This is a genomic window from Kitasatospora sp. NPDC059648 (genome assembly GCF_042734825.1).
Classification (GTDB): Bacteria; Actinomycetota; Actinomycetes; order Streptomycetales; family Streptomycetaceae; genus Kitasatospora.
In genome coordinates, this window is sequence record NZ_JBHWDU010000005.1 from 152,594 (window position 1) to 174,544 (window position 21,951).

General features: G+C 73.8%; 18 protein-coding genes. 11 read left to right on the forward strand and 7 right to left on the reverse strand.

The window, feature by feature from the left end; all coding sequences use genetic code 11:
• The first annotated feature begins 16 nt into the window (after positions 1-16).
• The 4 genes from ACFV1W_RS05620 to ACFV1W_RS05635 all read left to right on the forward strand — a co-directional run bounded on the left by ACFV1W_RS05620 (position 17) and on the right by ACFV1W_RS05635 (position 4,895).
• The gene (locus tag ACFV1W_RS05620) at positions 17-619 is read left to right on the forward strand and encodes a sigma-70 family RNA polymerase sigma factor (protein WP_380413390.1); all 603 of its coding nucleotides are present in this window, start codon (positions 17-19) and stop codon (positions 617-619) included.
• Positions 620-914: 295 nt separating this feature from the next.
• Positions 915-2,288: an MFS transporter gene (locus ACFV1W_RS05625; RefSeq protein ID WP_380413392.1), complete on the forward strand. Its 1,374-nt coding sequence runs from the start codon at positions 915-917 to the stop codon at positions 2,286-2,288.
• A gap of 42 nt (positions 2,289-2,330) precedes the next feature.
• A complete protein-coding gene (locus ACFV1W_RS05630) occupies positions 2,331-3,773 on the forward strand; it encodes a cytochrome P450 (RefSeq protein WP_380413394.1) in 1,443 nt (480 codons plus the stop codon).
• A 123-nt stretch (positions 3,774-3,896) separates the two neighbouring features.
• On the forward strand, positions 3,897-4,895 hold the full coding sequence (locus tag ACFV1W_RS05635; protein ID WP_380413396.1) for an L-tyrosine/L-tryptophan isonitrile synthase family protein: 999 nt from the start codon (positions 3,897-3,899) through the stop codon (positions 4,893-4,895).
• A gap of 29 nt (positions 4,896-4,924) precedes the next feature.
• Here ACFV1W_RS05635 and ACFV1W_RS05640 read toward each other — a convergent pair whose 3' ends face one another.
• The 3 genes from ACFV1W_RS05640 to ACFV1W_RS05650 are packed head-to-tail and all read right to left on the reverse strand — an operon-like array spanning position 4,925 to position 7,899.
• A complete protein-coding gene (locus ACFV1W_RS05640; protein WP_380413398.1) occupies positions 4,925-5,719 on the reverse strand; it encodes an ABC transporter ATP-binding protein in 795 nt (264 codons plus the stop codon).
• On the reverse strand, positions 5,716-6,807 hold the full coding sequence (locus ACFV1W_RS05645; protein WP_380413400.1) for a FecCD family ABC transporter permease: 1,092 nt from the start codon (positions 6,805-6,807) through the stop codon (positions 5,716-5,718). Before ACFV1W_RS05645 ends, ACFV1W_RS05640 begins: the two co-directional genes overlap by 4 nt.
• 3 nt (positions 6,808-6,810) lie before the next feature.
• Complete coding sequence (locus ACFV1W_RS05650) at positions 6,811-7,899, reverse strand: ABC transporter substrate-binding protein (RefSeq protein ID WP_380413402.1); 1,089 nt, start codon at positions 7,897-7,899, stop codon at positions 6,811-6,813.
• 154 nt (positions 7,900-8,053) lie between these two features.
• Here ACFV1W_RS05650 and ACFV1W_RS05655 point away from each other — a divergent pair, with 154 nt between their 5' ends.
• Both ACFV1W_RS05655 and ACFV1W_RS05660 read left to right on the forward strand, forming a co-directional pair.
• Positions 8,054-8,914, forward strand: coding sequence for a helical backbone metal receptor (locus ACFV1W_RS05655; protein WP_380413404.1), 861 nt, complete (start codon positions 8,054-8,056; stop codon positions 8,912-8,914).
• 57 nt (positions 8,915-8,971) lie between these two features.
• Positions 8,972-9,994: a transglycosylase SLT domain-containing protein gene (locus ACFV1W_RS05660; RefSeq protein WP_380413406.1), complete on the forward strand. Its 1,023-nt coding sequence runs from the start codon at positions 8,972-8,974 to the stop codon at positions 9,992-9,994.
• 108 nt (positions 9,995-10,102) lie between these two features.
• On the opposite strand, the gene ACFV1W_RS05665 is transcribed toward ACFV1W_RS05660, so the two are convergent.
• The 3 genes from ACFV1W_RS05665 to ACFV1W_RS05675 all read right to left on the reverse strand — a co-directional run bounded on the left by ACFV1W_RS05665 (position 10,103) and on the right by ACFV1W_RS05675 (position 15,458).
• The gene (locus ACFV1W_RS05665; protein ID WP_380413407.1) at positions 10,103-12,172 is read right to left on the reverse strand and encodes a hypothetical protein; all 2,070 of its coding nucleotides are present in this window, start codon (positions 12,170-12,172) and stop codon (positions 10,103-10,105) included.
• Positions 12,173-12,433: 261 nt separating this feature from the next.
• Positions 12,434-14,047 (reverse strand): lipase maturation factor family protein, encoded by a 1,614-nt coding sequence (locus ACFV1W_RS05670; RefSeq protein ID WP_380413456.1) that lies wholly within the window; start codon positions 14,045-14,047, stop codon positions 12,434-12,436.
• 334 nt (positions 14,048-14,381) lie between these two features.
• On the reverse strand, positions 14,382-15,458 hold the full coding sequence (locus ACFV1W_RS05675; protein WP_380413409.1) for a GAF domain-containing protein: 1,077 nt from the start codon (positions 15,456-15,458) through the stop codon (positions 14,382-14,384).
• A 429-nt stretch (positions 15,459-15,887) separates the two neighbouring features.
• Here ACFV1W_RS05675 and ACFV1W_RS05680 point away from each other — a divergent pair, with 429 nt between their 5' ends.
• The 5 genes from ACFV1W_RS05680 to ACFV1W_RS05700 all read left to right on the forward strand — a co-directional run bounded on the left by ACFV1W_RS05680 (position 15,888) and on the right by ACFV1W_RS05700 (position 21,378).
• Positions 15,888-17,243 carry an acyl-CoA dehydrogenase family protein gene (locus ACFV1W_RS05680; protein WP_380413411.1) on the forward strand — a complete coding sequence of 452 codons (1,356 nt, stop codon included), beginning with the start codon at positions 15,888-15,890 and terminating at the stop codon, positions 17,241-17,243.
• Between the two features lie 419 nt (positions 17,244-17,662).
• Positions 17,663-19,864 carry a sensor histidine kinase gene (locus tag ACFV1W_RS05685; protein WP_380413413.1) on the forward strand — a complete coding sequence of 734 codons (2,202 nt, stop codon included), beginning with the start codon at positions 17,663-17,665 and terminating at the stop codon, positions 19,862-19,864.
• The gene (locus tag ACFV1W_RS05690; RefSeq protein ID WP_380413415.1) at positions 19,864-20,298 is read left to right on the forward strand and encodes a roadblock/LC7 domain-containing protein; all 435 of its coding nucleotides are present in this window, start codon (positions 19,864-19,866) and stop codon (positions 20,296-20,298) included. The genes ACFV1W_RS05685 and ACFV1W_RS05690 overlap by 1 nt, the downstream gene beginning before the upstream one ends.
• Complete coding sequence (locus ACFV1W_RS05695; protein WP_380413417.1) at positions 20,295-20,678, forward strand: DUF742 domain-containing protein; 384 nt, start codon at positions 20,295-20,297, stop codon at positions 20,676-20,678. Before ACFV1W_RS05690 ends, ACFV1W_RS05695 begins: the two co-directional genes overlap by 4 nt.
• 88 nt (positions 20,679-20,766) lie before the next feature.
• Positions 20,767-21,378, forward strand: a complete 612-nt coding sequence (locus tag ACFV1W_RS05700) for an ATP/GTP-binding protein (RefSeq protein WP_380413419.1) — start codon at positions 20,767-20,769, stop codon at positions 21,376-21,378.
• Positions 21,379-21,461: 83 nt separating this feature from the next.
• On the opposite strand, the gene ACFV1W_RS05705 is transcribed toward ACFV1W_RS05700, so the two are convergent.
• On the reverse strand, positions 21,462-21,914 hold the full coding sequence (locus ACFV1W_RS05705) for a MarR family winged helix-turn-helix transcriptional regulator (RefSeq protein WP_380413421.1): 453 nt from the start codon (positions 21,912-21,914) through the stop codon (positions 21,462-21,464).
• Positions 21,915-21,951 lie beyond the last annotated feature (37 nt).

The window sequence follows — 21,951 nt, forward strand, 5'->3', positions numbered from 1 at the left end:
CGGGTCGCGTCCGGCGATGCTCGCGAGACCGGGATCGTCACGACCGGAGGCCGCCGTGGATGACGACCAGCTGACCGCTCTCGCATTGACCGCCCGGTCGGGGCGGCCCGCCGACGTCGAGGCCTTCGTCCGAGCCACCCAACGGGACGTCTGGCGCTTCGTCGCCCACCTGACCGACGTGCAGTCCGCCGACGACCTCGCCCAGGAGACCTTCCTGCGGGCGCTGCGCAGCCTCCCGGCCTTTGCCGGGCGCTCATCGGCCCGTACCTGGCTGCTGTCGATCGCCCGGCGCACGGTGATCGACCGCTACCGGATGGCCGCCGCCCGGCCGCGTTGCGCGGCACTACCGGACTGGCAGGAGGCGGCGGAACGGCAGGGGGGCGCCCCGACGGCCGAGTTCGAGGACGGCATCGCCCTCGGGGACCTCCTCGAACGGGTGCCCGCGCAGCGGCGGGAGGCTTTCGTGCTGACCCAGGTGGTCGGCCTGACCTACGCCGAGGCGGCCGAGGTCGCCGGATGCCCGGTCGGCACCGTCCGCTCCCGGGTCGCCCGGGCGCGCGAGGAGTTGGTAGCGCGGCTCCGGGCGGCCGAGGCCGGCGAACTCGCGACGGCCTGCTGAGCGGCGGGCGCCCCGGGCGCGGCGACCCGGCGGGCGGCGGCCCCGGCCCGACAGCGGGCGGACGACGGGACGGACGACTAAAGGCAGATGTCGGGTGACAGGTGACAGGTGACAGATGACAGCAAACGGATGACAGATTTCGAAAGCTGTCATCTGTCATCCGTTCGCTGAAAGCCGTTCGCCCGGGAAAATTCCCCCAAACGTTCGGAACCAGGCCCCCCGCGCCCCCGACTGCTGTACCGGACGCCGCCGCCGAGGCGGTGCCCGGTACGGCAGCGGGGAACGGAGGACTTTCGTGCGGGCGCCAAACCCATCACACATCCACGATCTGACGACAGGTCAGCCGCGGCCCGTCGACCGATGGAGCCTGGTCGCGGCCGCCGGGCTGCTCTCGTTCGTCGCGATGCTCGACATGAACGTGGTCAACCTGGCGCTCACCGACATATCCTCCGGCCTGCACGTCTCCGCCGCGGTCGCCCAGTGGGCCGTCCTCGGCTACCAACTCCCCCTGGTCGCCCTGCTGTTGCCGGCCGGACGATGGCTCGACCAGGTCGGCACCAGGCCCGCACTGCTGCTCGCGGTCGGCTGCTTCGCGACCTGCAGCATGCTGGCCGCCCTTGCCCCGTGGATGAGTTGGCTGATCACGGCACGCCTGCTGCAAGGTGCCTTCGGGGCCGTGCTGTTCGTCCTGATGCCGGTGCTGGCCGCGACCTCCGTCCGGCCCGAGCTGCGCGGGCGGGCGATGAGCGTGCCCGCGACGCTGGGGCCGCTCGGGGCCGTCGCCGGCCCGGTGGTCGGCGGCCTGCTGCTGGATCACCTCGGCTGGCGGGCGATCTTCCTGGTCAAGCTGCCGGTCTGCCTGGCCGCCGTCCTGCTCGTGCGCCGGAACGCCCCTCGTCGCGGTCGGCTGCGCCTGCCCGACCGGGGTTCGCTGCGCGACGCCGCCCTCATCGGCGCGGCAGTGGCCGCCGTCCTGCTCGGACTCACCCTGGCACCTAAGGCCCCGCAGTGGCTGCTGCTCGCGCTGCCCGCCGCGCCGCTGGTGCGGCTCTGGCTGCGCCGACCGGGCGGTCGGCCGGTCGCGGAGGTGCTGCGGGCCGCCGGGACCGCCGGGGTGAACGCCTCGGTGCTCGCGCTCGCCGCCGGCTTCGCCGCCTGCCAGTACCTGCTCGTCCAGTACCTGCGCGGCCCGCACGGAGAGAGCGCCACCGGCACCGCGCTGACCATGCTGGCCTTCCCGCTCGGCATGGTGCTGGCCGGGCGGGTCGGCGGCCGGCTGGCCGATCGTTGGGGCGCCCGGCCGACCGCACTCACCGGCGCCGCCCTCACCACCTGCGGCCTCGCGCTGCTCGTCCCGGTGGACTCCGGCTGGTCCACCGTCGACGTCGCCGCGCGGCTCGCCCTGGCCGGTGCCGGGATGGGCCTCAACGGCGGCCCCACCCAGGCGCTGGTGATGACCGCCTCCCCGCCCGGGAAACTCGCCACCGCCGGCTCCGCCGTCCAGCTCTCCCGCAGCCTCGGCTTCGCCCTCGGCCCGGCCCTGGCCACCGCCACTGCCCTCGCGGACGAACGGCCCGGCACCCGGACACACGCGGGCATCGCCCTGGCCGCCCTGGTCGCGGCCACCGCCGTGGTCCTGCTCGCCCGGTACCGCCGCCCGCAGGCCTGACAGCCGCCCGAGATCCCGTCCCGCCCCTTCGGAGGAACCCACATGACCGACACCGTCCGCACCCCGCCCCCGGCCGAAGCCGACGATGCGATCGCCTCAACGAGCACGAGCACGAGCACGGGCGCGCCCACGCCAACGCCCACGCCAACGCCCACGACCACGACCGGAGCCGGGACCGGGCCCGCGTCCGGAGCGCCGCGCTGCCCGTACGGCGACGGCGGGCTCGCCGGCCCCGTCCCGCTGTACGGCCCGGACTACAAGACCGACCCGTACCCCCTCTACCGCCGGATGCGCGAGGCCGGACCGGTGCATCGGGTGGAGTTCCCGAGCGGCATCCACGCCTGGCTGGTCACCGGCTACCAGGCCGCCCATGCGACCCTCAACGATCCCCGGCTCGGCAAGAACCACGCCCTGGGCAACGACAACTGGCGCCGGCTCGCCTCGATCATGCCGGAGCCCCAGCACTCCCAGCTCCAGGTCCACCTGCTGCACCAGGACCCGCCCAAGCACAGCGCCATGCGCCGCCTGGTGGTGGACGCCTTCGCCCCGCGCCGGGTGGAGTCGCTGCGCCCGCGGCTCCAGGAGCTCGCCGACGCCCTGGTGGACGAGCTGCCCGCCACCGGCGGCGCCGACCTGGTGGCGGGCTTCGCGGCCCACTACCCCTTCCGGGTACTGGCCGAAGTCATCGGCTTGCCCGCCGAGTTGGCCGCCCGCTTCGACCGCGAATGGGGCAAGGTGGTCCAGCCGGTCGGCCCCCGGGACCCAGGGCGTCCGGCGTACGAGGCGCGGCTGCGCGGCCTGCAGACGTTCATCGCCGAGGTGGTCGACCGCAAGCACGCCGACCGCCTCGCCCCCGGCTGGGACGAGCGCGAGGACCTGCTCGGCCGGCTCGTAGCAGCCCATGACACGGGCGAGTTGAGCCGCGAGGAGCTCGATTCGATCGTGTTCCAGCTGCTGGTCGCCGGGCAGGAGCCGGTCACCAACCAGATCACCACCATGCTGATCACCCTGCTGCGCCACCCCGGACAGCTCGCCGAACTGCGCGCAGGGCTCGACGAGCCCGGCCGCCTGTCCCGGGCGGTGGAGGAACTGCTGCGCCACGACGCCGCGTTCGAGCTCACCACCTGGCGCTTCTTCGCCGAGGACAGCGACCTGTTCGACACCACCGTCCCGGCAGGCGACTCGGTGATCGTCTCGTTGTGCGCCGCCAACCGGGACGAGGAGCAGTTCCCCGAGGCGGACCGCCTCGACCTCGACCGCGCGCCGAACGCCCACCTCGCCTTCGGCCACGGCATCCACTACTGCCCCGGCGCCGCCCTGGCCCGGGCCGAACTCCAGATCGCCGTCGGCACCCTGCTCACCCGGCTGCCCGGACTGCGTCCGGCCGTCGACCCCGGGGACGGCCTGGACGAACTCGCCTGGATCCCAGCCGTCCTGGCCCGGGGCGTCAACCGGCTGCCGGTCGCCTACGATCGGCGCGCCTGAGCAGCGGCCAGCCGGCTGCCCGACCAGCCGCCCCCGGCTCCCCGCCCCGGCTCCGCCCGCCGAAGCCCGTACTCCCGCCCGCCCGGACCCCGTACGCCCGCCCGTCCATGGAGGAGATCCATCATGCCGCCCGTCGGCACCGTCCCCGTCACCGCCGCGACCTCCCTCGTCACCAGCATCACCAGAACCGCCGGACAGCGGTCGACGGAGCGGCTCGCCGCCCGCATCCTCGGGATGCTGCTCCCGCACCGCCGCGCCGCCGACCCGGAGTTCGACGCCCGTCCCGAGCACTTCCCTCTCCAGCTCGCGCAGTTGGCGGACTTCATCGACGCGGGCGAGCCGATCGTTTTCACCCTGCCGGGCTTCCCGTGCAAGTCGCCGAACCCGGCGAAGGTGCTGGGTCACCTGCCGGACGAGGGCGAGCGGCTGTCCCTGGCCTTCCTCCACGGTCTCTGCGCCCGAATAGGCCGGATCCACCCGCCCGGCGCACGGATCCTGATCTGCTCGGACGGCCACATCTTCGGCGACGTGATCGACGTCCCCGACGACCACATCGACGAGTACTCGGACGAGTTGGCCGCGATGATCGAGCGCGAGGGCCTGCGCCACCTCGACACCTTCGACCTGCGGTCGGTGCTCGGCGACCTGCCGTACGACGAGAAGCGCGCCCGGGTGCACGAGCAGTACGCGCCGAGCGTCGAGGAACTGCGCGAGCAGGTGCTGACCGAGCAGGAGACCCTACGGCTCTACCGCGGCATCATCCGCTTCCTCACCGAGGACGCCACGGGCTTCCCCGGCACCCGGTCCGCCCTGCAACGGGAGTGCCGCCGGCGCGCCTACCGGGTGATCCAACGCAGCAGGGCCTGGGGCGAGTTGATCGCAGAGCAGCACCCCCGCGCCGTGCGGCTCTCCATTCACCCGCAGCCCGCCGGTGCGGCCAAGTTCGGCATCCGGCTGCTGGCGGCGGCCGACGCCTGGACGACCCCCTGGCACTCGGCGGCGCTCCACCGGCCGGACGGCAGCTGGGAGCTGCTCCGCAACGAGGAGGCCGCCCGGCTCGGCCGGCTGGTGGAGCGGAACGGCCGGCCGAGCCACTACGAGAGCCACTACCAGAGCCACTGAGGCCAGGCGGCCCGCCCCCGGAAGCCGGCCTAGCGGAGCTGGGCGGGGGCGGCTGCCGGGGAGCGGTGGTCGAAGGCGATCAACGGGTCACCGGTGAGGGGGTGTTCGACCACCGCGGCGCGTACGCCGAAGACCTCGGCCAGCAGGCCGGCGGTCAGCACCTCGCGCGGCGTCCCGGAGGCGACCAGGACGCCGCGGTGCAGCACGTGCAGCCGGTCGCAGACCGAGGCGGCGGCGTTGAGGTCGTGCAGCGCGACCAGTGTGGTGCGGCGCTGTTCCCGTAGCAGGGCGAGGAGTTCGACCTGGTGCCGGACGTCCAGGTGGTTGGTCGGCTCGTCGAGCACCAGGACGTCCGGCTGCTGGGCGAGCGCGCGGGCCAGCAGCACCCGTTGCCGTTCGCCGCCGGACAGTTCGGCGAAGCGGCGCTCGGCAGCGTCGGTCATGCCGACCCGGTGCAGGGCATCGGCGGTGATCCGGCGGTCCTCGGGGTCGTCGGCCGCGAAGGCCCGCTTGTACGGGGTGCGGCCCATCGCCACCACCTCGTGGACGCTCAACTCGAAGTCGCCGCCGCGCTCCTGGGGCAGTGCGCCGATGTGCCGGGCGGACTGCGCGGGCCGCAGCGCCACCAGGTCCCGCCCGGCCAGCAGCACCCGTCCGGCGCTCGGCCGCAGATGCCGGTAGACCGTGCGCAGCAGGCTGGACTTGCCGCTGCCGTTGGGCCCGACCAGTCCGGCGATCTCCCCCTCCTCGGCGACCAGGTGGACCCCGGCCACCACCGTGCGCCCTGCCAGGGCGACGCTCAGGTCCTCGACGGCGATCCTCAACTGCGCTCCAGTCGTCGGTCCAGCAGGTAGAGAAGGGTGGGAGCGCCGAGCACGGCGGTGACCACGCCGATCGGCAGTTCCTGGCCGTCCAGGGCGGTCCGGGCCATGGTGTCGACCACGACCAGGAGCACCGCTCCGGTGAGGGCGGACAGCGGCAGCAGCCGCCGGTGGTCACCGCCGACGAGCAGCCGGCAGACGTGCGGCACCATCAGCCCGACGAAGCCGATCGCCCCGGAGACGGCGACCAGCACCCCGGTGAGCACGCTGGTGACGACGAAGACCTCCCGGCGCAGCCGGGTGACGTCCACACCGAGCCCGGCGGCCGTCTCGTCGCCCATCAGCATCGCGTTGAGCCCCCGCGCGCGGGCCTGGAGCAGAGCCAGTCCGCTGACCACCGCGACTGCCGGGACGGCGAGTTGGGCCCACACGGCGCCACCGAGACTGCCCATCAGCCAGAACAGCACGCCTCGGGTCTGCTGCTCGTCGCTGGTCTGGAGGACGAGGTAGCTGGTGATGCCGCCGAGGAACTGGGCGATGCCGATGCCGGCCAGCACCAGGCGCAGCGGCGAGAAGCCGCCGCCGCGCCGGGCCATCAGCCAGACCAGGGAGAACGCGGCCAGCGCGCCCGCGAAGGCCGCCAGGGAGACGGTGAGGCCGAGCGCGCTGCCGAAGGAGGGTTCGAGACCGAAGGCGGTGCCGAGGACGATGGTGGCGACCGCCCCGAGGGAGGCGCCGGAGGAGATGCCCAGCAGGTAGGGGTCGGCGAGCGGGTTGCGGACAAGGGCCTGGACGGCGGTGCCGACCAGGCCGAGTCCGGCGCCCACCACGGCCGCCAACAGGGCGCGCGGGACGCGCAGTTGCCAGACGATGAGGTCCCGGGTACCGGGTTCGGGCGCACGGCCGGTGAGGTGGTGGACGACCACCGACCAGACCTCGCCGGGCGGGAGGTCCACCGAGCCGAGCGAGACGGCGGCGGTCAGCGCGAGCAGCAGGGCGACGGCGAGCGCGGCGGCCAGCGGTCCGGCCCGCAGGGTGCGGGCCGGACCGCGGGTCTCCCGGGCGGGCCCGACGCGGAGAGCCGAAGTCACGTCCTACTGCCCGTTCTTGACGAGGTCGGGGTGGACGGTGGCGGCGATCTGGCGGACGGCATCGGCGTTGCGCACCCCTGCGATGGTGGTCACCTCGGAGCCCAGCCGCACGAAGTGCCCCTCCTGGACGGCCTTCAGGCCCTGGGTCGCCGGGAAGCTCCGCAGAAAGGCCTCGGCGTCGTCGTAGGCCTTGCGGGTGGCCTCCTCGCTGCCCCGGTTGCGCACGGCCAGCTGGATCCAGTCCGGGTCCTTGGCCACGACGTCCTCCCAGGAGCCGGGCTTGAAGTCGGCGTCGCAGTCGGCGAACACGTTGCGGGCCCCGGCCTGGGTGATGACGGCGTTGGCGACCTGCCGGCCGCAGACCGCGACCGGCTGCTTGGTCCCGGCGTCGAAGTCGAAGACGAAGTAGCTCGGCCGCTTGTCCCCCGGGACGCCGGCGAGCGCGGTGCGGACCGCGCCGATCCGCTCCTCCATCCCGGAGACGAGCTCTTCGGCGCGGGCGGCGGTGCCGGTGACGGCGCCGAGGCGGCGGATGTCCTCCTCGATCCCGGCGAGGTCGGTGCGCGGCGCCCTGGCGGCCTTCGGGGTGCCGGCGCAGGCGGTGGAGAGGAGGTAGACGTGCTGGATGCCGGCCGCCGCGAACTCCGCCTCACTGGGCCCGGTGGCACCCCCGCCCATCATCGGCATGGCGCCGAAGGTGTCGACGTAGAGGTCGGCGCCGGAGCCGAGCAGCTTCTCCTTGGGGACGGCCTTGTCACCGAGCACCGGGACCTTGGCGCCCTGCTCGGCCAGCGCCGACGGCAGGGTGCCCTTGCCGGGCGGGAAGCCGGTGCCGATCACCCGGTCGCCGACGCCGAGTTGGAGCAGCAGCTCCAGGCTCGCCGCGTTGCTGGTGACGATCCTGGCCGGGGCCTTGGCCATGGTCGTCTCCTTGCCCGCGCAGTCGGCGACCGTGACGGGGAAGCCCCCTGCCGGGACGGACCGGGCGGTGACGGAGGCGCCACCCGCACCGCCGCCCCCGCCGCCGCTTCCGCAGGCCGTGGCGAACAGGGCGACGGCGGCCGCGATGCCGCAGACGACGCGAGGGCGCATGAGAACTCTCCTGGTGGGTGATCGTGCCGGGGGCCCGCGCTGCGGACCCGGACCAGGTAGTCGGGCCGGCTCCGCGCCTGGTTCCCGGGGATCCGGAGGCGATTTCCGGCCCCCGTCCGCCCCCCACGCGGTGGAGCACGCATAGGGTGGCCGGATGCCCGCCCCCACCGACCCGCGCGACGACCTCGACCTTCCGGTACCGCTCGGTCCGCTCCCGCCGCGTCGGGTGGTCTCGCTGGTGCCCTCGCTGACCGAGGCCGTCGCCGCCACCGCACCCGGTCTGCTGGTCGGCGCCACCGACTGGTGCAGCCACCCCGCCGACCTGACCGTGGCCCGGATCGGCGGCACCAAGAACCCGGACCTCCCGGGGATCCTCGCGCTCGCCCCGGACCTGGTGCTCGCCAACGACGAGGAGAACCGCCGCCCCGACCTGGACGCGCTGCGGGCCGCCGGGGTGCCGGTCTGGGTCACCGACATCCGCACCCTGGACGACGCCTTCCGCTCCCTGGACCGGCTGCTCACTGTCGCCTGCCGGCTGCCGCGCCCGGTCTGGCTGGACCGGGCGGAGGCCGCCTGGCACGACGTTCCGCCGGCGGTGGCCGGGGGCGTACGGCCGGAGGCGGTGGCCGGGGGCGTACAGCCGGAGGAGGAGAACGGCCCGCGGGCGATCGTGCCGATCTGGCGCCGCCCGTGGATGGTGCTCGGCCGCGACACCTTCGCCGGGGACCTGCTGCACCGCCTCGGCCTGCGGCTCGTCCACGCCGACCACGCCGAGCGCTACCCGGCCGTGCCACTGCCCGAACTGCTCGCGGTCCGACCGGAGTTGGTGGTGCTGCCGGACGAGCCGTACCGCTTCACCGCCGGGGACGGCCCCGAGGCGTTCCCCGGCATCCCGGTCGCGCTGGTCAGCGGACGGCACCTGACCTGGTACGGGCCCTCACTGGTGAGCGCTCCGTCCGTCCTCCGGCGAGCGATCGACCACCCGTTCGTACCGGGCGGATTGACCACATCGTAGGATGACCGCCACTCGCCGGGATCATCGGATTCCCGGGGACAAGTGGGGGGACGAACCATGAAGTTGAGCACCACCCGGCGGACGACCGTACTGGTCTCCGCCGTCGCCGTCTCGACCGCCGTCCTGGCGGGCTGCGGCACCCAGAACGCCGACAAGCACCCCAACGCGGTGGCGAGCACCACGCTCACGGCCGCCGACGCCACGCCCAGCGAGACGGCCGGCGCCAGCCCGTCCGCGAGCGTCGGCCCGACGCCCACCGGCTCGGCTTCCGCCGGTGCCTCGCACAGCCCGAGCGCCGGCCCGAGCAGGTCAGCGAAGGCCACGCCCGGTGCCCAGGGCGGCAACACCAGGAGCGGCGGCGGCAACGCGGCCGGCGCACCCGCCACCCAGCCGCCGGTCGAGAAGCCCGCCGTCCCCGCGCCGGTGCCCACCGCCAAGCCCGGCTCCGTGGCCCTCCCGCCGCCGCCCGCGCCGCCCGTTCCGCACGTGCCCCCGCTGCAGAGCGGCTGCCAGCCCAGCAAGCCCCAGCCCGACGAGCCCAAGGCGACCGTCGGCGCGGCCCTCACATCGGCGGCCGGACAGTCCCGGGTGCTCACCCTCAGCTCGGGCGGCACCGACAAGCTCCCGCCGCTGCCGGTCAACCTGGTCAAGGCCATCGCCTGGCAGGAGAGCGGCTGGCAGTCCGGCATCCTCGCCTGCGACGGCGGCATCGGCACCATGCAGATCATGCAGAACACCGTCAGCTGGATGAACGGCAAGTACGGCACCAACTCCGACCCCAAGACGCTCAACGGGAACGTCCAGCTGGGCACCCAGCTGCTCGACTGGCTGCTCGCCTACTACGGCGACTCCTCCTTCGGAGGCAAGTACGACCTCTCGCCCGACCCGGCCACCGGCAAGGCCCCACTGCTCGACCTGGTCATCTCGGCGTACAACGCGGGCGCCGGCAACGTGCACTACAACACCGTCACCGACCCGACCACGGGCGAGCTCGTCGGCAGCCTGGACATCCCGAACCAGAAGTACGTGTCCAACGTGAAGGCACTGATGGCAAGCCAGCCGTGGAACAAGACCGGCTGACCCCTTCTGCTCGTTCTGCTGTCCGTTGCGGCTGCCACGGCAGCATGACGCAGGGCCCGGGACGCGAGTGCGTCCCGGGCCCTGTGCCGTACGGCCGTCGGCCGGGCGTCAGCCGCGCGCGGCGGCGACGGCGGCGCCCAGCGCCTCCTTGATCCGGGGGCCGAGACGGGCGAAGCCCAGCTCCTTCATGGCCGCACGGAGCAGTTCCTCGTCGCTCCGCTGGGTGCCGTCGGCGTCGATCCAGCGGACGACCGCGAGCAGTTCCTCGGCGGAGTAGGCGGTCACGGGGCGGCCGGGGGTGAAGTCCGGCTTCGCGGGACGGTCGGCGGGCTCCTCGGCGGCGGGGGCCTCGGCGACAGGGACCTCGGCCTCGACGACCTCGGGCTCCTCCGCAGTGACCTCGACCCCGACAGCGGAAGCCTCGACCTCGACAGCCTCGGGCTCCTCCGCAGTCACCTCGACCCCGACAGCCTCGGGCTCCTCCGCAGTGACCTCGACCCCGACAGCCTCGGGCTCCTCCGCAGTGACCTCGACCTCGACGGCGGAAGCCTCCGCAGTGACCTCGGCCTCGGCGGCGAGCTCCTCGATCTCGGCGGCGGGAGCCTCCTCAACGGTCACTGCCTCGACCAGTTCCGCAACCTCGACGGCGGTGTCCTCGGTGACGGCCTCGGGCTCCTCGACCGCCACGGCCGGAGCCTCAGCCTCGACCGCTTCGGCCTCCTCTGCCAGCTCGTCCGCCGCCGCGGCCTCGGCCAGGGCGGCCGTCGCGGCGGCCACCAGGTCGTCGGCGGCCGGGGAGGGTGCCGGGAGGGACACCACGGCGGCCGGGGCTTCCTCCGCCACCTCCTCCACCGCGACCGGACCCGACTCAGTCGCGGCGGACTCGACGTCCGAGCCCGACGCCGCCTCAGCGGCCTCAGCCTCGGCCTCGACGTCGGTCAGGTCGCCCTCCGACGTCTCGACATCGCTCTCGGCGTCGGCCTCGGTGTCAGCAGCCGTCTCGGCAACCGGCTCCTCGGCGTCGGCCTCGGTGTCAGCAGCCGTCTCGGCAACCGGCTCCTCGGCGTCGGCCTCGGGGACCTCGACGGCCTCGGGGACCTCGACGGCCTCGGGGGCCTCGGGGGCCTCGACGACCGGCTCCGCCAGCCCGTCCCGCTGGCCACCGGCCAGCGCCTGCCGCGCAGCGGCCTCGGCCTCGGCCTCCGCCTGCCCGACGAGCGGCGCCTCCGTCAGCCCGTCCCGCTGCCCGCCCGCCAGCGCCTGGCGCGCCGCGTACGCGGCCTCGGCGGCGCGGCGGTCGGCCTTGGCGGCGGTGAGTTCGGCGAGCAGGTCGGCGAGGCCGGCCTCCTCAAGGGTGGCGCGCAGGCCGCGGATGGTGGGCAGACGGTAGAGGGTGCCCTCGTCGGCGGCGAGGCGCTCGACCAGGTCGGTCAGTTCGGCGAAGGCGAGCCCGTCCAGGTCGTGGTCGGGCAGCAGGCGGGCGAGGTCGCGCAGGCCGGTGTTGATCGGTTCGAAGGCCTGGGCGGTGCGCTCGACGAGGTCGCCGTCGGCGGGCACGCTCGGGAGGCTGCCGGCGGGGGCGAGGGCGGCCCAGGCACGGCGCTCGATCTCGGCGGAAGTGAGCGCCTCGTGCAGCTCCTCGCGGCGGACCTTGCGGTCGTGCGCGAGGGCGGTGGCCTGCTTGCGCAGCGAGCGGCCGCGCAGCCAGGAGAGCTTGACGCCGTTCTCGCGGCGCCAGGTGCTGTCCGCGGTGGCGGCGGCGAGGGCGACGAGGTCGGCGTCGTACGCCGCGGTGCTGAGGATGGCGGAGGTGCGGTGCACGCGCTGGAGCATCTCGACCAGCAGCGCGGCCTTGGCGACGGTGGCGGGCTCGTCCAGCTTGGCCTCGGCGGCCAGGGCGGTGACGGCTTCCCAGATCTGCTGGAGGTCGCGGCCGCGCAGTTCGGCGAGGGCGGTGGAGGCGGCGCGGGCGTCCTCGGGGGTGGCCACGGTGTCGACGGCCGCGTACCAGGCGTGGGTGTCGGCGCTGAGCGTGAAGGCCCCGAGTTCGGCGTACCGGCCGAGGTCTTCGCGGAGGTCGGGCTCCGCGGCGGCGTCCTGGGAGTCCTTGACGTCTGCGGCGTCGGCGACGTCCGCCGGGTCGGCTGCGTCGGCGTTGCGCGAGTGAAGCACTGTCATGTGAGGTCCGGTTCTGGGCGACGACGGCGGGGCTGGCGGCGAGGGGCGGCGGACCGGTTGCGCGGGGTGCCCCTGGGGCGGGGCACGGGGGCGCGCGGTCGGGCTGCCGGTTGTGGAGGCCCAGAATACGGGTGCCCGTTCGAGCCTTGCACGCACCCACCGCCGGACGGGCCGGTGTCGTGTGCCATACCGCCCGCCTGGCCGCTACCCGGGAGGTCCGCCCGGGTGGTCCGGCCTTGGTCCGAACGGGTGCTCGGGCGGCTACTCCGGTGGCTGCTCGGGCGGGTGGTCGGGCGGGTGTTGGGGTCGGTGCTCGGGCGGCCGGCCGGACGCTCGACCCGGCCGGTCGCCGGGGTGCCCCGACCGGAACGGGCGCGGGCGCCGCAGCCGGTCCAGCGGGACGTCTCGGACGCCGCGGGCCGGGCGGCCGAGCGGCGGGCGGAAGCCGGCCCGGCCGAGGGTGGGCAGGTCGACCGGCGCGAGGTACTCGTGGAGCGCGGTGCGGTGCCACCACGCGCCGGTTTCCCGCAGTTCGCGCCATCCGGTGAACCGGTAGAGATAGAGGGTCGCCCGGACGTGGGTCGGTGGGGCGTCGGGGAAGGGGTTGTGGCGCAGCAGCCGCAGGGTCGCGCGGTCGCCGGTCAGCAGGCGGGCGACGAAGGGCAGGAACCAGGGGCGGGCGTAGGCCGGGGAGATGCCGGCGAACCACATCAGCCAGTCCAGCCGCAGGTGGTAGGGGGCGTACTGGCGCGGGAGGCGGCGCACGTCGCCGGGCTTGCCCTTGAATCCGTACTCGCGCCAGACGGTGTGCGGGGTGAGGACGGCTTCGTCGGTTCCCTCGACCACGACCTCCTGGCGGAGGCGGTTGACACTGCCGAAGGCTCCGTAGGTGTTGACGAGGTGCAGCCGGTTGAAGGAGCGGTTCATCACCTGGCCGCGCGAGAGCATGTTCCGCACCGGCCAGTAGCTGAGCACCAGGACGGCCGCGGTCACGGCGGCCACCAGTGCCTGGTACCAGACGGGGGCGCCGGGGAAGTCGTGGGCGCGGCCGGGCAGTCCGAGGCGGGCGGGTTCGACGGCGGCGAGGGCGAGGACGACGGTCAGCCAGTTGAGCCAGGCGAAGTTGCCGGAGGCGATCAGCCACAGCTGGGTGGCGACGACGGCGCAGGCCGCGTAGGTTGCGACCGGCTGCGGGAGGAGCAGGCCGATCGGCACGACGAGTTGGACGAGGTGGTTGGCCGCCGCCTCGACCCGGTGCAGCGGGTCGGGCAGGTGGTGGAAGAACCAGCTGAGCGGTCCGGGCATGGGCTGGGTCTCGTGGTGGTACCGCAGACAGGTCAGGTCGCGCCAGCAGCTGTCGCCGCGCAGCTTGATCAGTCCGGCGCCGAACTCGACCCGGAAGACCAGCCAGCGCATCAGCCACAGGACGGGGGTGGGCGGCGCGGTGTCGGCGTTGCCGAGGAAGACGGCCAGGGAGCCCGCTTCGAGCAGCAGCGACTCCCAGCCGAAGGAGTACCAGGTCTGCCCGACGTTGACGATGGAGAGGTAGAGGAGCCAGAGCGCCGCCCAGAGCGGGATCGAGGCCCAGAGCGGGACGGCGTCGGCGAGCCCGGCCGCGACGGCGGCGGACAGCACGGCGCCGCTCCAGGCGACGGCGGCGAAGAAGCGGTCGCTGTAGTGGAGGTGGAAGATCCCGGGTGACTGGCGGAAGGGGACCCGGGCGGTGAAACGGGGCACCGGCAGCATGCCGTCGGTGCCGATGAGGGGGCGGAACTGCGCGGCGGCCGCGAGGAACCCGATCAGGTAGAGGCCGGCGAGCAGGCGTTGGACGAGCAGTCGGCTCAGCCAGTAGTCGGGGGCGGCGAACCAGTCCATCCAGTCCATGCGGCCCATGCCTACCATCGGTGGCCCGCTGCGGGGCCCGGTCGGGGCGGGGGCGGCGGACGGTTCACCCGCTCGGCCCGGGTGGCGGTTGCGGTTGCGGCAGGTGCGGGTGCGGCGAGTGCGGTTGCGGCAGGCGCAACCGCCGTGGACCGCGGGGCAGGCCGGGCGCGGACCCGAACGGCAAAGCGGCGGGGAGCCTCTCCTCGGGGGTGAGAGGCGCCCCGCCACGGTGGTGGACGGCACGGACGGAACGGAAGGTGCGGACGGTGCGGGGGCCTGGTGCGGCCGCGGGCCGCGCTGCCGCGCACGGGCGACGGTCGGCCGCTCAGCTCGGCAGGACGAGTCCGGACCCGCCGGCGACGCCCGGCCGGCCGGCGGGGGTGGCGGCGCCGCTCTGCTGGAGTCGGTCGACCAGCAGCGCGGCCAGCGTGCCGAGTTCCTCCTCGGTGCGGGACTGGGCGGTGACGTCCATACCGACGGTGAGGACGCCGTTGACCTGGCCGGTGCGCGCGGCCCGCAGCGGGGTGCAGGTGAAGCTGAAGATCTGCTGGATGCGCTGCGCCTCAGGACGGCCGGACTGGACCCGGACGTCGTTGAGGACGGTGGCGCGACCGGTGTGGTACGCCTCCGAGACGGCCTGCTGGAGGCCGGCCGCGCCGAGCTGCGGGTAGGCGGTGCCGATCGATCCGTACGCCACCGGGGCGCCGAAGGTGTCGGCGTGCTGGGCGTTGGCGTAGCGGATCTCCTGGCCGGGGCCGTCGGTCAGCATGATGGGGAACGGGGAGCCGTCGAAGGCCGCGAACATCTCCTGCTGCTGGGCGAGCAGGTTGTCGCGCAGCCGGATCTCGGAGAGCAGCGCCTCGGCGAGGTGCTGGATGTCGCGCAGGCGCTCGCGCCCCCACTGCCGGGGTTCCCGGTCGAGGACGCAGACGGTGCCGATGACGGTGTTGGTGTCGTCGACGAGCGGGGCTCCGAGGTAGGCCCGGACGCCCAGTTCGTCCACGACGGGGTTCCCGGCGAACCGGGGGTAGGCGAGGATGTCGTCCAGCGCGAGGGGCGAGCGCTGGGCGACCACGTGCGGGCAGAAGCCGTGGCTCATCGGCATCTGTCGGGTGGGAAGGTCGAAGGCGATGCCCCGATCCGCCCAGGAAGCGCCTTCTTCGGCCGCGACGTCGGCGGAGTTTGGCGGAATGTAGAGCCCCCGGAACATCTGGCGCTCGTCGTTGATGAAGTTGACCATCGCGATGGGAGCGCGGGTGATGCTGGCTGCCAGGTGGGCGAAGCGGTCGAAGGCCTCGTCCGCGGAGGGTTCGTTGAGACCCAGGCTGCGCAGCCTGCGGGTCCGCTCGGACTCCCCGGCAGCACCCGGGAACTGGCCTTGAGTGCTCATCACATCAGTCATGGCGCACATGTAATCAGACATCCGGGCGCCACGGTGCTATCGGGACCGAACGCCGCTATTGCCGATGGACAGTCAAAGCGGCATGTGAGGGACCTCGCGGCGAACCGCGGAGCAGGGCAAGATCAATCCCCATCCGACGCAGCGGCAAAACCTGCCGCCGGTACGACGGCCCGAATCCCGCCAATCCAAGATCAACTATGTATGGGGCCCATGTGAACATATGACAATGAGCCCTGCCGGAGACACGGACGGTAGTTCCCCCGCCCCACGGGAAGCGCCGGTCCAAGGTCCGCATGTACCGATGGCTTCGACGCGATCGGCACCGCCACACCTCCACACCCCCAACCCTCATCTCGCAGGGGGAGCGGCCGGAGCGGCATCTACGGCGCGAACGGAGGCACGACACCCACCGGAACGAGAGGACCAAGCATGGCGATGGACTACTTCACCGACGAGCGACACGAGAGCCTCCGGGCGGAGGTCCGTGAGTTCGCGGAGAAGGAGGTGCGTCCTCAGGTGGCCAGAATGGAGGCCGACCGGGAGATCGAGTTCGAGCTCTCGCGGGAGATCGCCCGCCGCGGCTGGATCGGCGTCACGATCCCTCGCGAGTTCGGCGGCCTGGGCCTGGGGCACCTCGCCAAGACCATCATCGTGGAGGAGCTGGCGCGGGTCAGCGGCGCGATGGGCGCGATGGCGCAGGCCTCGCAGCTCGGCGTGGCCAAGGTCATCCACTTCGGATCGGACGCCCAACGGCGGGCCTGGCTGCCGAAGTTCGCGTCCGGCGACTCCCTGCCGACGATCGCGGTCACCGAGCCGGAGTCCGGCGGCCACGTGCTCGGCATGTCCGGCACCGCGCGCCGCGAAGGCGACGAGTACGTGCTCAACGGCCGCAAGGTGTTCGTCGGCAACTCGCACATCGGCGACGTCCACGGGGTGGTCTTCCGCACCGACAAGGGCAGCAAGGGCCTGTCCGCCTTCCTGGTCGAGAGTGACCGGCCCGGCTTCCGCGCCGGCGCGATCGGGACCCAGGGCGGCCTCCACGGCTTCAGCTTCGGCGAACTCGTCTTCGAGGACTGCCGGATCCCGGTCGGCAACCGGCTCGCCGAGGAGGGCCAGGGCCTCGACGTCGCGTACTCCTCCTCCACGCTGTACGGGCGGCTCAACCTCGGCGCCGTCGCGCTCGGCATCCACGTCGCCGTGGTGGAGGACACCGTGCGCTACGCCGAGGAGCGGGCGCTCTACGGCAAGCCGATCAACCAGCTGAACAGCATCGCGCTGAAGCTCGGCGAGATGCAGTCCCGGCTGATGACGGCCAAGCTGGCCGCCTACCACGCCTCACACCTGCTCGACCACGGCAAAGCCTGCGACGCCGAGCTGATGAACGCCAAGCTCATCAACACCGAGTACGCGATGGACTCGGCGCGCCAGGCGATGGAGATCTTCGCCGCGCGCGGCACCCAGGAGGAGCACAACGTCATCCGCTACTTGCGGGACGCCACCCACATCTACGCCCCGGCCGGCACCTCGGACGTGCAGAAGCTGCGGCTCGGACAGGTGGCGGCGGGCACGTACGGCAAGCAGTGGTCGGTCGAGCTGTCCGACCTGGCGAGCTGGGCGTGGACCGAGCTGAACCAGCTGGAGTCCGAGGCCGCCCCGGCGTCCACGGGCTCCACGGGCTCCACGGCCCCTGCGGCCTCCGCGGTTTCCGCGGCTTCCGCGGCTTCCGCCATGGACGGGCGGTACGAGCGGTACGGCCGGGTGGTGCCGCTCTCCGCTGCGAGCTGATCCGCCGGAGGAACCGCCGCCCGGATGGCGGCGAACCTTCGGCACAGTGGCGGTTTTGACCTGTTCCTGACGGCTCCTCGGGAGGCCCGCCCGGCCTTCCGAGGAGCCGTCACCGCTTCACGGCGCCCGCACTGAGCTGCGGCGTTCCGTTGGCGAAAACTCCGACCGGCACCGGTCCGCTCTGCCATCAGCCCTTCACATATCGTCAGTTGATGTTGCGATGAGGCCACCTGGGACTGATAGGTTTCCTGCCGTCGGCGGCCGCACTGCACCACCCCGCCCGGACGATGACACCGCGTCACCCCGTCCGGCGACCCCGGCCTCGGCGCCGCCCTGAAGCCCGGTCCGGTCCGCTCGGGCCGATCCGCCGTTCGGACCCGAGACCCGGCCTGCAACCCGGCCCTGCAACAAGGAATCAGATGCCAGGCATATCGGCCCCCCGCACGGGCCACCGCGCCGGCCGGTCCGGCTCCCTCCGCAGCTCGCTCCTCGCCCTCGTGCTGGTCCCCAGCTTGGGCCTCGCCGCCGCCTGGGGCTCCGCCGCCTACCTGCTGCGCGACGCCGGGAACCGCACCGCGCTGGTGGCCGGCACCGCCGTCGTCGCCGCGGTGCTGCTGGTCAGCCTGGTCCGGGGCGTCCGGGCCGCCCGGACCCTGTCCGCCCGGCTGGCCGGACTGCGCACCGACACCCTCGCCCTCGCCCAGCAGGAGATCCCCGACGTCGTCGGGCGGCTGCGCGCCGGGGAGCCGGTGCCCACCCCGCCCACCTGGACGCCGTCACGGCGGGTCGGCGACGAGGTCCAGCAGACCTCCGACGGACTGGCCGCCGTCCGGCAGGCCGCCGTCGCCGCCATCGTCCACCAGGCCCAGGGCCGCGAGGGGACCAAGAAGGTCTTCCTCAACATCGCCCGCCGCACCCAGATCCTGATCCACCGGCAGATCAGCATGCTCGACGCGCTGGAGCGCGAGCACGAGGAGCCCGAGCTGCTGCGCGAGCTGTTCGCGGTCGACCACCTGGCCACCCGGATGCGGCGCAACGCCGAGAACCTGGTCATCCTCGGCGGCGCGCTGCCCGCCCGGCGCTGGCGCAACGCCGTGCCCATGGTCAACGTGCTGCGCAGCGCCGTCTCCGAGACCGAGAACTACGCCCGGGTCGTCGTCCAGGGCGTGCCGCGCGCCTCGCTCAGCGGGCAGGCCGTCGCCGACGTGATCCACCTGGTCGCCGAACTGATCGAGAACGGCACCACCTTCTCCCCGCCGTACACCCAGGTACAGGTCTCCGCGCAGGAGGTCCCCAAGGGCCTGGCCGTCGAGGTGGAGGACCGCGGCCTGGGCATGACCGAGGAGGAGTACGAGCGGCTCAACGAGTACCTGGCCAACCCGCCCGAGCTGGACGTCTCCGCACTCGGCGACGACCTGCGGCTCGGCCTGTTCGTGGTCGCGCGGCTGGCCGCCCGGCACGACATCCAGGTCACCCTGCGGCCCTCGCCGTACGGCGGCACCCGGGCCGTGGTGCTGGTGCCCTCGGTGCTGCTGGAGCAGGCCGAACAGCCGGCCGCGGTGCCCGGGCTGCCGTCCGGCGCCCGGGTCACCCGGAACCCGGCGCCGGAACCCCGGCCGTCGGACGGCGACCCGGGCGAGATCGACGGGGAGCTGTCGGGCGCGCTGGCGGGAGTGCTCGGGGGACTGCTCGGGGGTGGACCGGCCGGGCCGGCGGGGACTGATGCCGGCGCCGATCCGGCGGCTGCGGCGGCGGCAGCTGATGCCGGGGTGCCCGCGTCCTCGGCCTCCGGTCCTGCCGCTTCCGGTCCTGTCGCTTCCGGCCCTGCCCTTTTCGGTGAGGACGGCGGCGGCGAGATCACCGGTGCGCTGCTCGGGCGGCAGGACGGCGGGGTCGACGGAGCCGCCCCCGGGAATGCCGGACTGCCGGTCGGCGCCGAGATCCCCGGACTGCCCGGCGCCGTGGTCGTCCCCCGGCCCGTGCTGCCGCGTCCGTACGACCTGCAGGCCGACCCGTCGGCGGAGGGCGTCGCCGGACTCGCGCCGGAGTTCACACCGGAAGCCGCCTCGGGGCCCGTCCCCGGGCCCGCCGGTGACGTCGGCGCCCACGGCGGTGTGACGGGGCCGCTCGCGGACTCCGGGGCCGGGTTCGACGGGGTTCCCGCCGACCGGTCGACGCCCACCCACGAACGCCCGCAGGAGGACCACGTGGAGCACGGCCCGGACGGCGAACTGCGCACCCCGCGGGTCCTGCCGCAGCGGGTCCGCAACGCGAGCCTCGCCGAGCAGCTCCGCGAGGCCAACGCGCCCGGCGGGATGATCCCACCCTCTGCCGTGCCGGCCTCGCCGCAGTCGCCGTCCCCGTCGCCGGCGCCGTCCGCCGCCAGGGCACCGTACGGGGCCCACGCCGCCCCGACCGGTCCGCGGTTCGGCGAGGCCGACGACCCCTCGCCGGCGCGGTCCCGCGCCACCATGGCCGCCATCCAGCGCGGCACCCGGAGCGCCCGCGCGGCCGGTTCCGCACCGGACGCGCCCGCCACCGCCCCCCACCCGGCCGCGGCCTCCGCCCCCGAGGAAGCCGCGGAAGCCTCCGCCGTTCAGGAAGCCAAGGAACAGCAGTGATGACGCAGCAGCAGACCGAAACCCAGCGCGACCTCAACTGGCTGCTGGACCAGCTGGTGGCGCGGGTACCCGAGACCCGCCACGCCATCGTCCTCTCCGAGGACGGCCTGCTGGTCGGCATGTCCCAGGGCCTCGACCGGGCCGACGCCGAGCACCTGTCCGCCGTCGCCTCCGGCCTGCAGAGCCTGGCCCGCGGCGCCGGGCACCGCTTCAACGGCGGGCGGGTCCGGCAGACCGTCGTCGAGATGGACCAGCTGTTCCTGTTCGTCACCACCGCCGGGCAGGGCGCCCGGCTCGCCGTGCTCACCAGCGAGCAGGTGGACGCCGGGCTGATGGCCTACGAGATCAACATGCTGGTCAAGCAGGTCGGCCAGTACCTCACCGCGGCGCCGCGCAGCGACGCCGGCCAGGTCGGCGAGGGTGGCGGTGCGTGACCACCGCCGACGCCGACGAGGGCTGGTTCTACGACAAGGAAGCCGGCCACCTGGTCCGCCCCTACGCGATCACCAACGGGCGCACCGGCCCGGTCCGTGACGGGTTCGCGCTGATCACCCTGGTGGTCACCGCCGACCCGCGCACCGACACCAGCCGGTTGACCCCCGAACCGGCCGCGATCCTCGACATGTGCCGCGAACGCCCGCTGGCCGTCGCCGAGATCGCGGCCACCATGGACCTGCCGGTGAGCGTGGTCAAGGTGCTGCTGGACGACCTCGCGGATGCCCGGCTGATCCTCACCCGGGCCCCGGTCCAGCTCGCCGAGGCGCCGGACATCTCGCTGATCCAGGCGGTGATCGAGGGCGTCCGCCGGCTCTGACGGACGGCGGCGGCCCGGATGCCCTTCCGGCCCGCCGCCTCTCCCCTGCCCTACTCGAAACTCCCAGTTCCTCCCCAGGAGACCCGAATTGACGACCCAGAGCCTGGTGCCGGGCGCGGTCAAGATCCTCGTCGCCGGCGGCTTCGGCGTCGGGAAGACCACCATGGTCGGCTCGGTCAGCGAGATCGAACCGCTGCAGACCGAGGAACGGATGACCCGCGCCAGCATCGGGGTCGACAGCCTCGAAGGCGTCCAGGACAAGTCCACCACCACGGTGGCGATGGACTTCGGCCGGATCACCGTCCGCGAGGACCTGGTGCTCTACCTCTTCGGCACGCCGGGGCAGTTCCGGTTCTGGTTCATGTGGGACGACCTCGCGCTCGGCGCCCTCGGCGCGGTCGTCCTCGCGGACACCCGGCGGCTCGAATCCAGCTTCGCCGCCGTCGACTTCTTCGAGCAGCGCGGCATCCCGTTCGCCATCGGGGTCAACTGCTTCCACGGCCGCCGCGAGGCCACCCCGGAGGACGTGCGCCGCGCCCTCGACCTCGGGCCGGAGGTGCCGGTGGTGCTGTGCGACGTCCGGGAGCGGGCGTCCAGCAAGGAACTGCTGCTCGCCCTGCTCGCTCGGGTGCACCGGGACGCACTGGCCGCCGGGGCGGCGGTGAGGGCGCGCCCGGCTGGAGTGACCCCGTCGCACTGATCCGGTGACAGTGACCCGGTGGCAGTTTCCCGGTGGCAGTTTCCCGGTGGCAGTGTTCCGGTGGCAGTGTTCCGGCGCCCGGGCTACGGCTCGGCCGGGGTGAGTTCGGCGAGCGCGTCCACCAGCGGGGCCAGCTCGGGCAGTTCGGCTGCCCGGGTCAGGGTCGCCTCCAGGGTGGCGTCGTGCACCGGGCGAGCGGCCTCCAGCAGGGTGCGGCCCTCCGGCGTCAGCTCGGTGTAGATGCCGCGCCGGTCGTCCGCGCAGAGGTAGCGGCCCAGCAGGCCGCGGTCCTCCAGGCGGCTGACCAGCCGGGTCGTCGCACTGCTGCTCAGCGCCGCCGCGCGGGCCAGCTGCTGCATCCGCATGTGCCAGCCGTCCTGCCGGGAGAGCGCCTCCAGCACCGTGTACTCGACCACGGAGAGCTTGTGCTCCGCCTGGAGCGCCTTCTCCAGCGCGGCGTCGATCAACCCGTGCAGTGCGGCGAGCGTCCGCCAGCCGCCGGCCCGGACCTCGGCCCCGTCGTCGCGGATGGACATGGCTCGCCTTCCCTTCGCAAAGCTCCGTGCGCCTCTG

What these genes read in the sequence shown, in the direction of transcription:
- ACFV1W_RS05630 (WP_380413394.1), top strand. Translation starts at nt 2,331, where the DNA reads ATGACCGACACCGTCCGCACCCCGCCCCCGGCCGAAGCCGACGATGCG.
- ACFV1W_RS05635 (WP_380413396.1), top strand. Translation starts at nt 3,897, where the DNA reads ATGCCGCCCGTCGGCACCGTCCCCGTCACCGCCGCGACCTCCCTCGTC.
- ACFV1W_RS05685 (WP_380413413.1), top strand. Translation starts at nt 17,663, where the DNA reads ATGCCAGGCATATCGGCCCCCCGCACGGGCCACCGCGCCGGCCGGTCC.
- ACFV1W_RS05620 (WP_380413390.1), top strand. Translation starts at nt 17, where the DNA reads ATGCTCGCGAGACCGGGATCGTCACGACCGGAGGCCGCCGTGGATGAC.
- ACFV1W_RS05705 (WP_380413421.1), bottom strand. Translation starts at nt 21,914, where the DNA reads ATGTCCATCCGCGACGACGGGGCCGAGGTCCGGGCCGGCGGCTGGCGG.
- ACFV1W_RS05680 (WP_380413411.1), top strand. Translation starts at nt 15,888, where the DNA reads ATGGCGATGGACTACTTCACCGACGAGCGACACGAGAGCCTCCGGGCG.
- ACFV1W_RS05665 (WP_380413407.1), bottom strand. Translation starts at nt 12,172, where the DNA reads ATGACAGTGCTTCACTCGCGCAACGCCGACGCAGCCGACCCGGCGGAC.
- ACFV1W_RS05670 (WP_380413456.1), bottom strand. Translation starts at nt 14,047, where the DNA reads ATGGACTGGTTCGCCGCCCCCGACTACTGGCTGAGCCGACTGCTCGTC.
- ACFV1W_RS05660 (WP_380413406.1), top strand. Translation starts at nt 8,972, where the DNA reads ATGAAGTTGAGCACCACCCGGCGGACGACCGTACTGGTCTCCGCCGTC.
- ACFV1W_RS05675 (WP_380413409.1), bottom strand. Translation starts at nt 15,458, where the DNA reads ATGACTGATGTGATGAGCACTCAAGGCCAGTTCCCGGGTGCTGCCGGG.
- ACFV1W_RS05650 (WP_380413402.1), bottom strand. Translation starts at nt 7,899, where the DNA reads ATGCGCCCTCGCGTCGTCTGCGGCATCGCGGCCGCCGTCGCCCTGTTC.
- ACFV1W_RS05690 (WP_380413415.1), top strand. Translation starts at nt 19,864, where the DNA reads ATGACGCAGCAGCAGACCGAAACCCAGCGCGACCTCAACTGGCTGCTG.
- ACFV1W_RS05655 (WP_380413404.1), top strand. Translation starts at nt 8,054, where the DNA reads ATGCCCGCCCCCACCGACCCGCGCGACGACCTCGACCTTCCGGTACCG.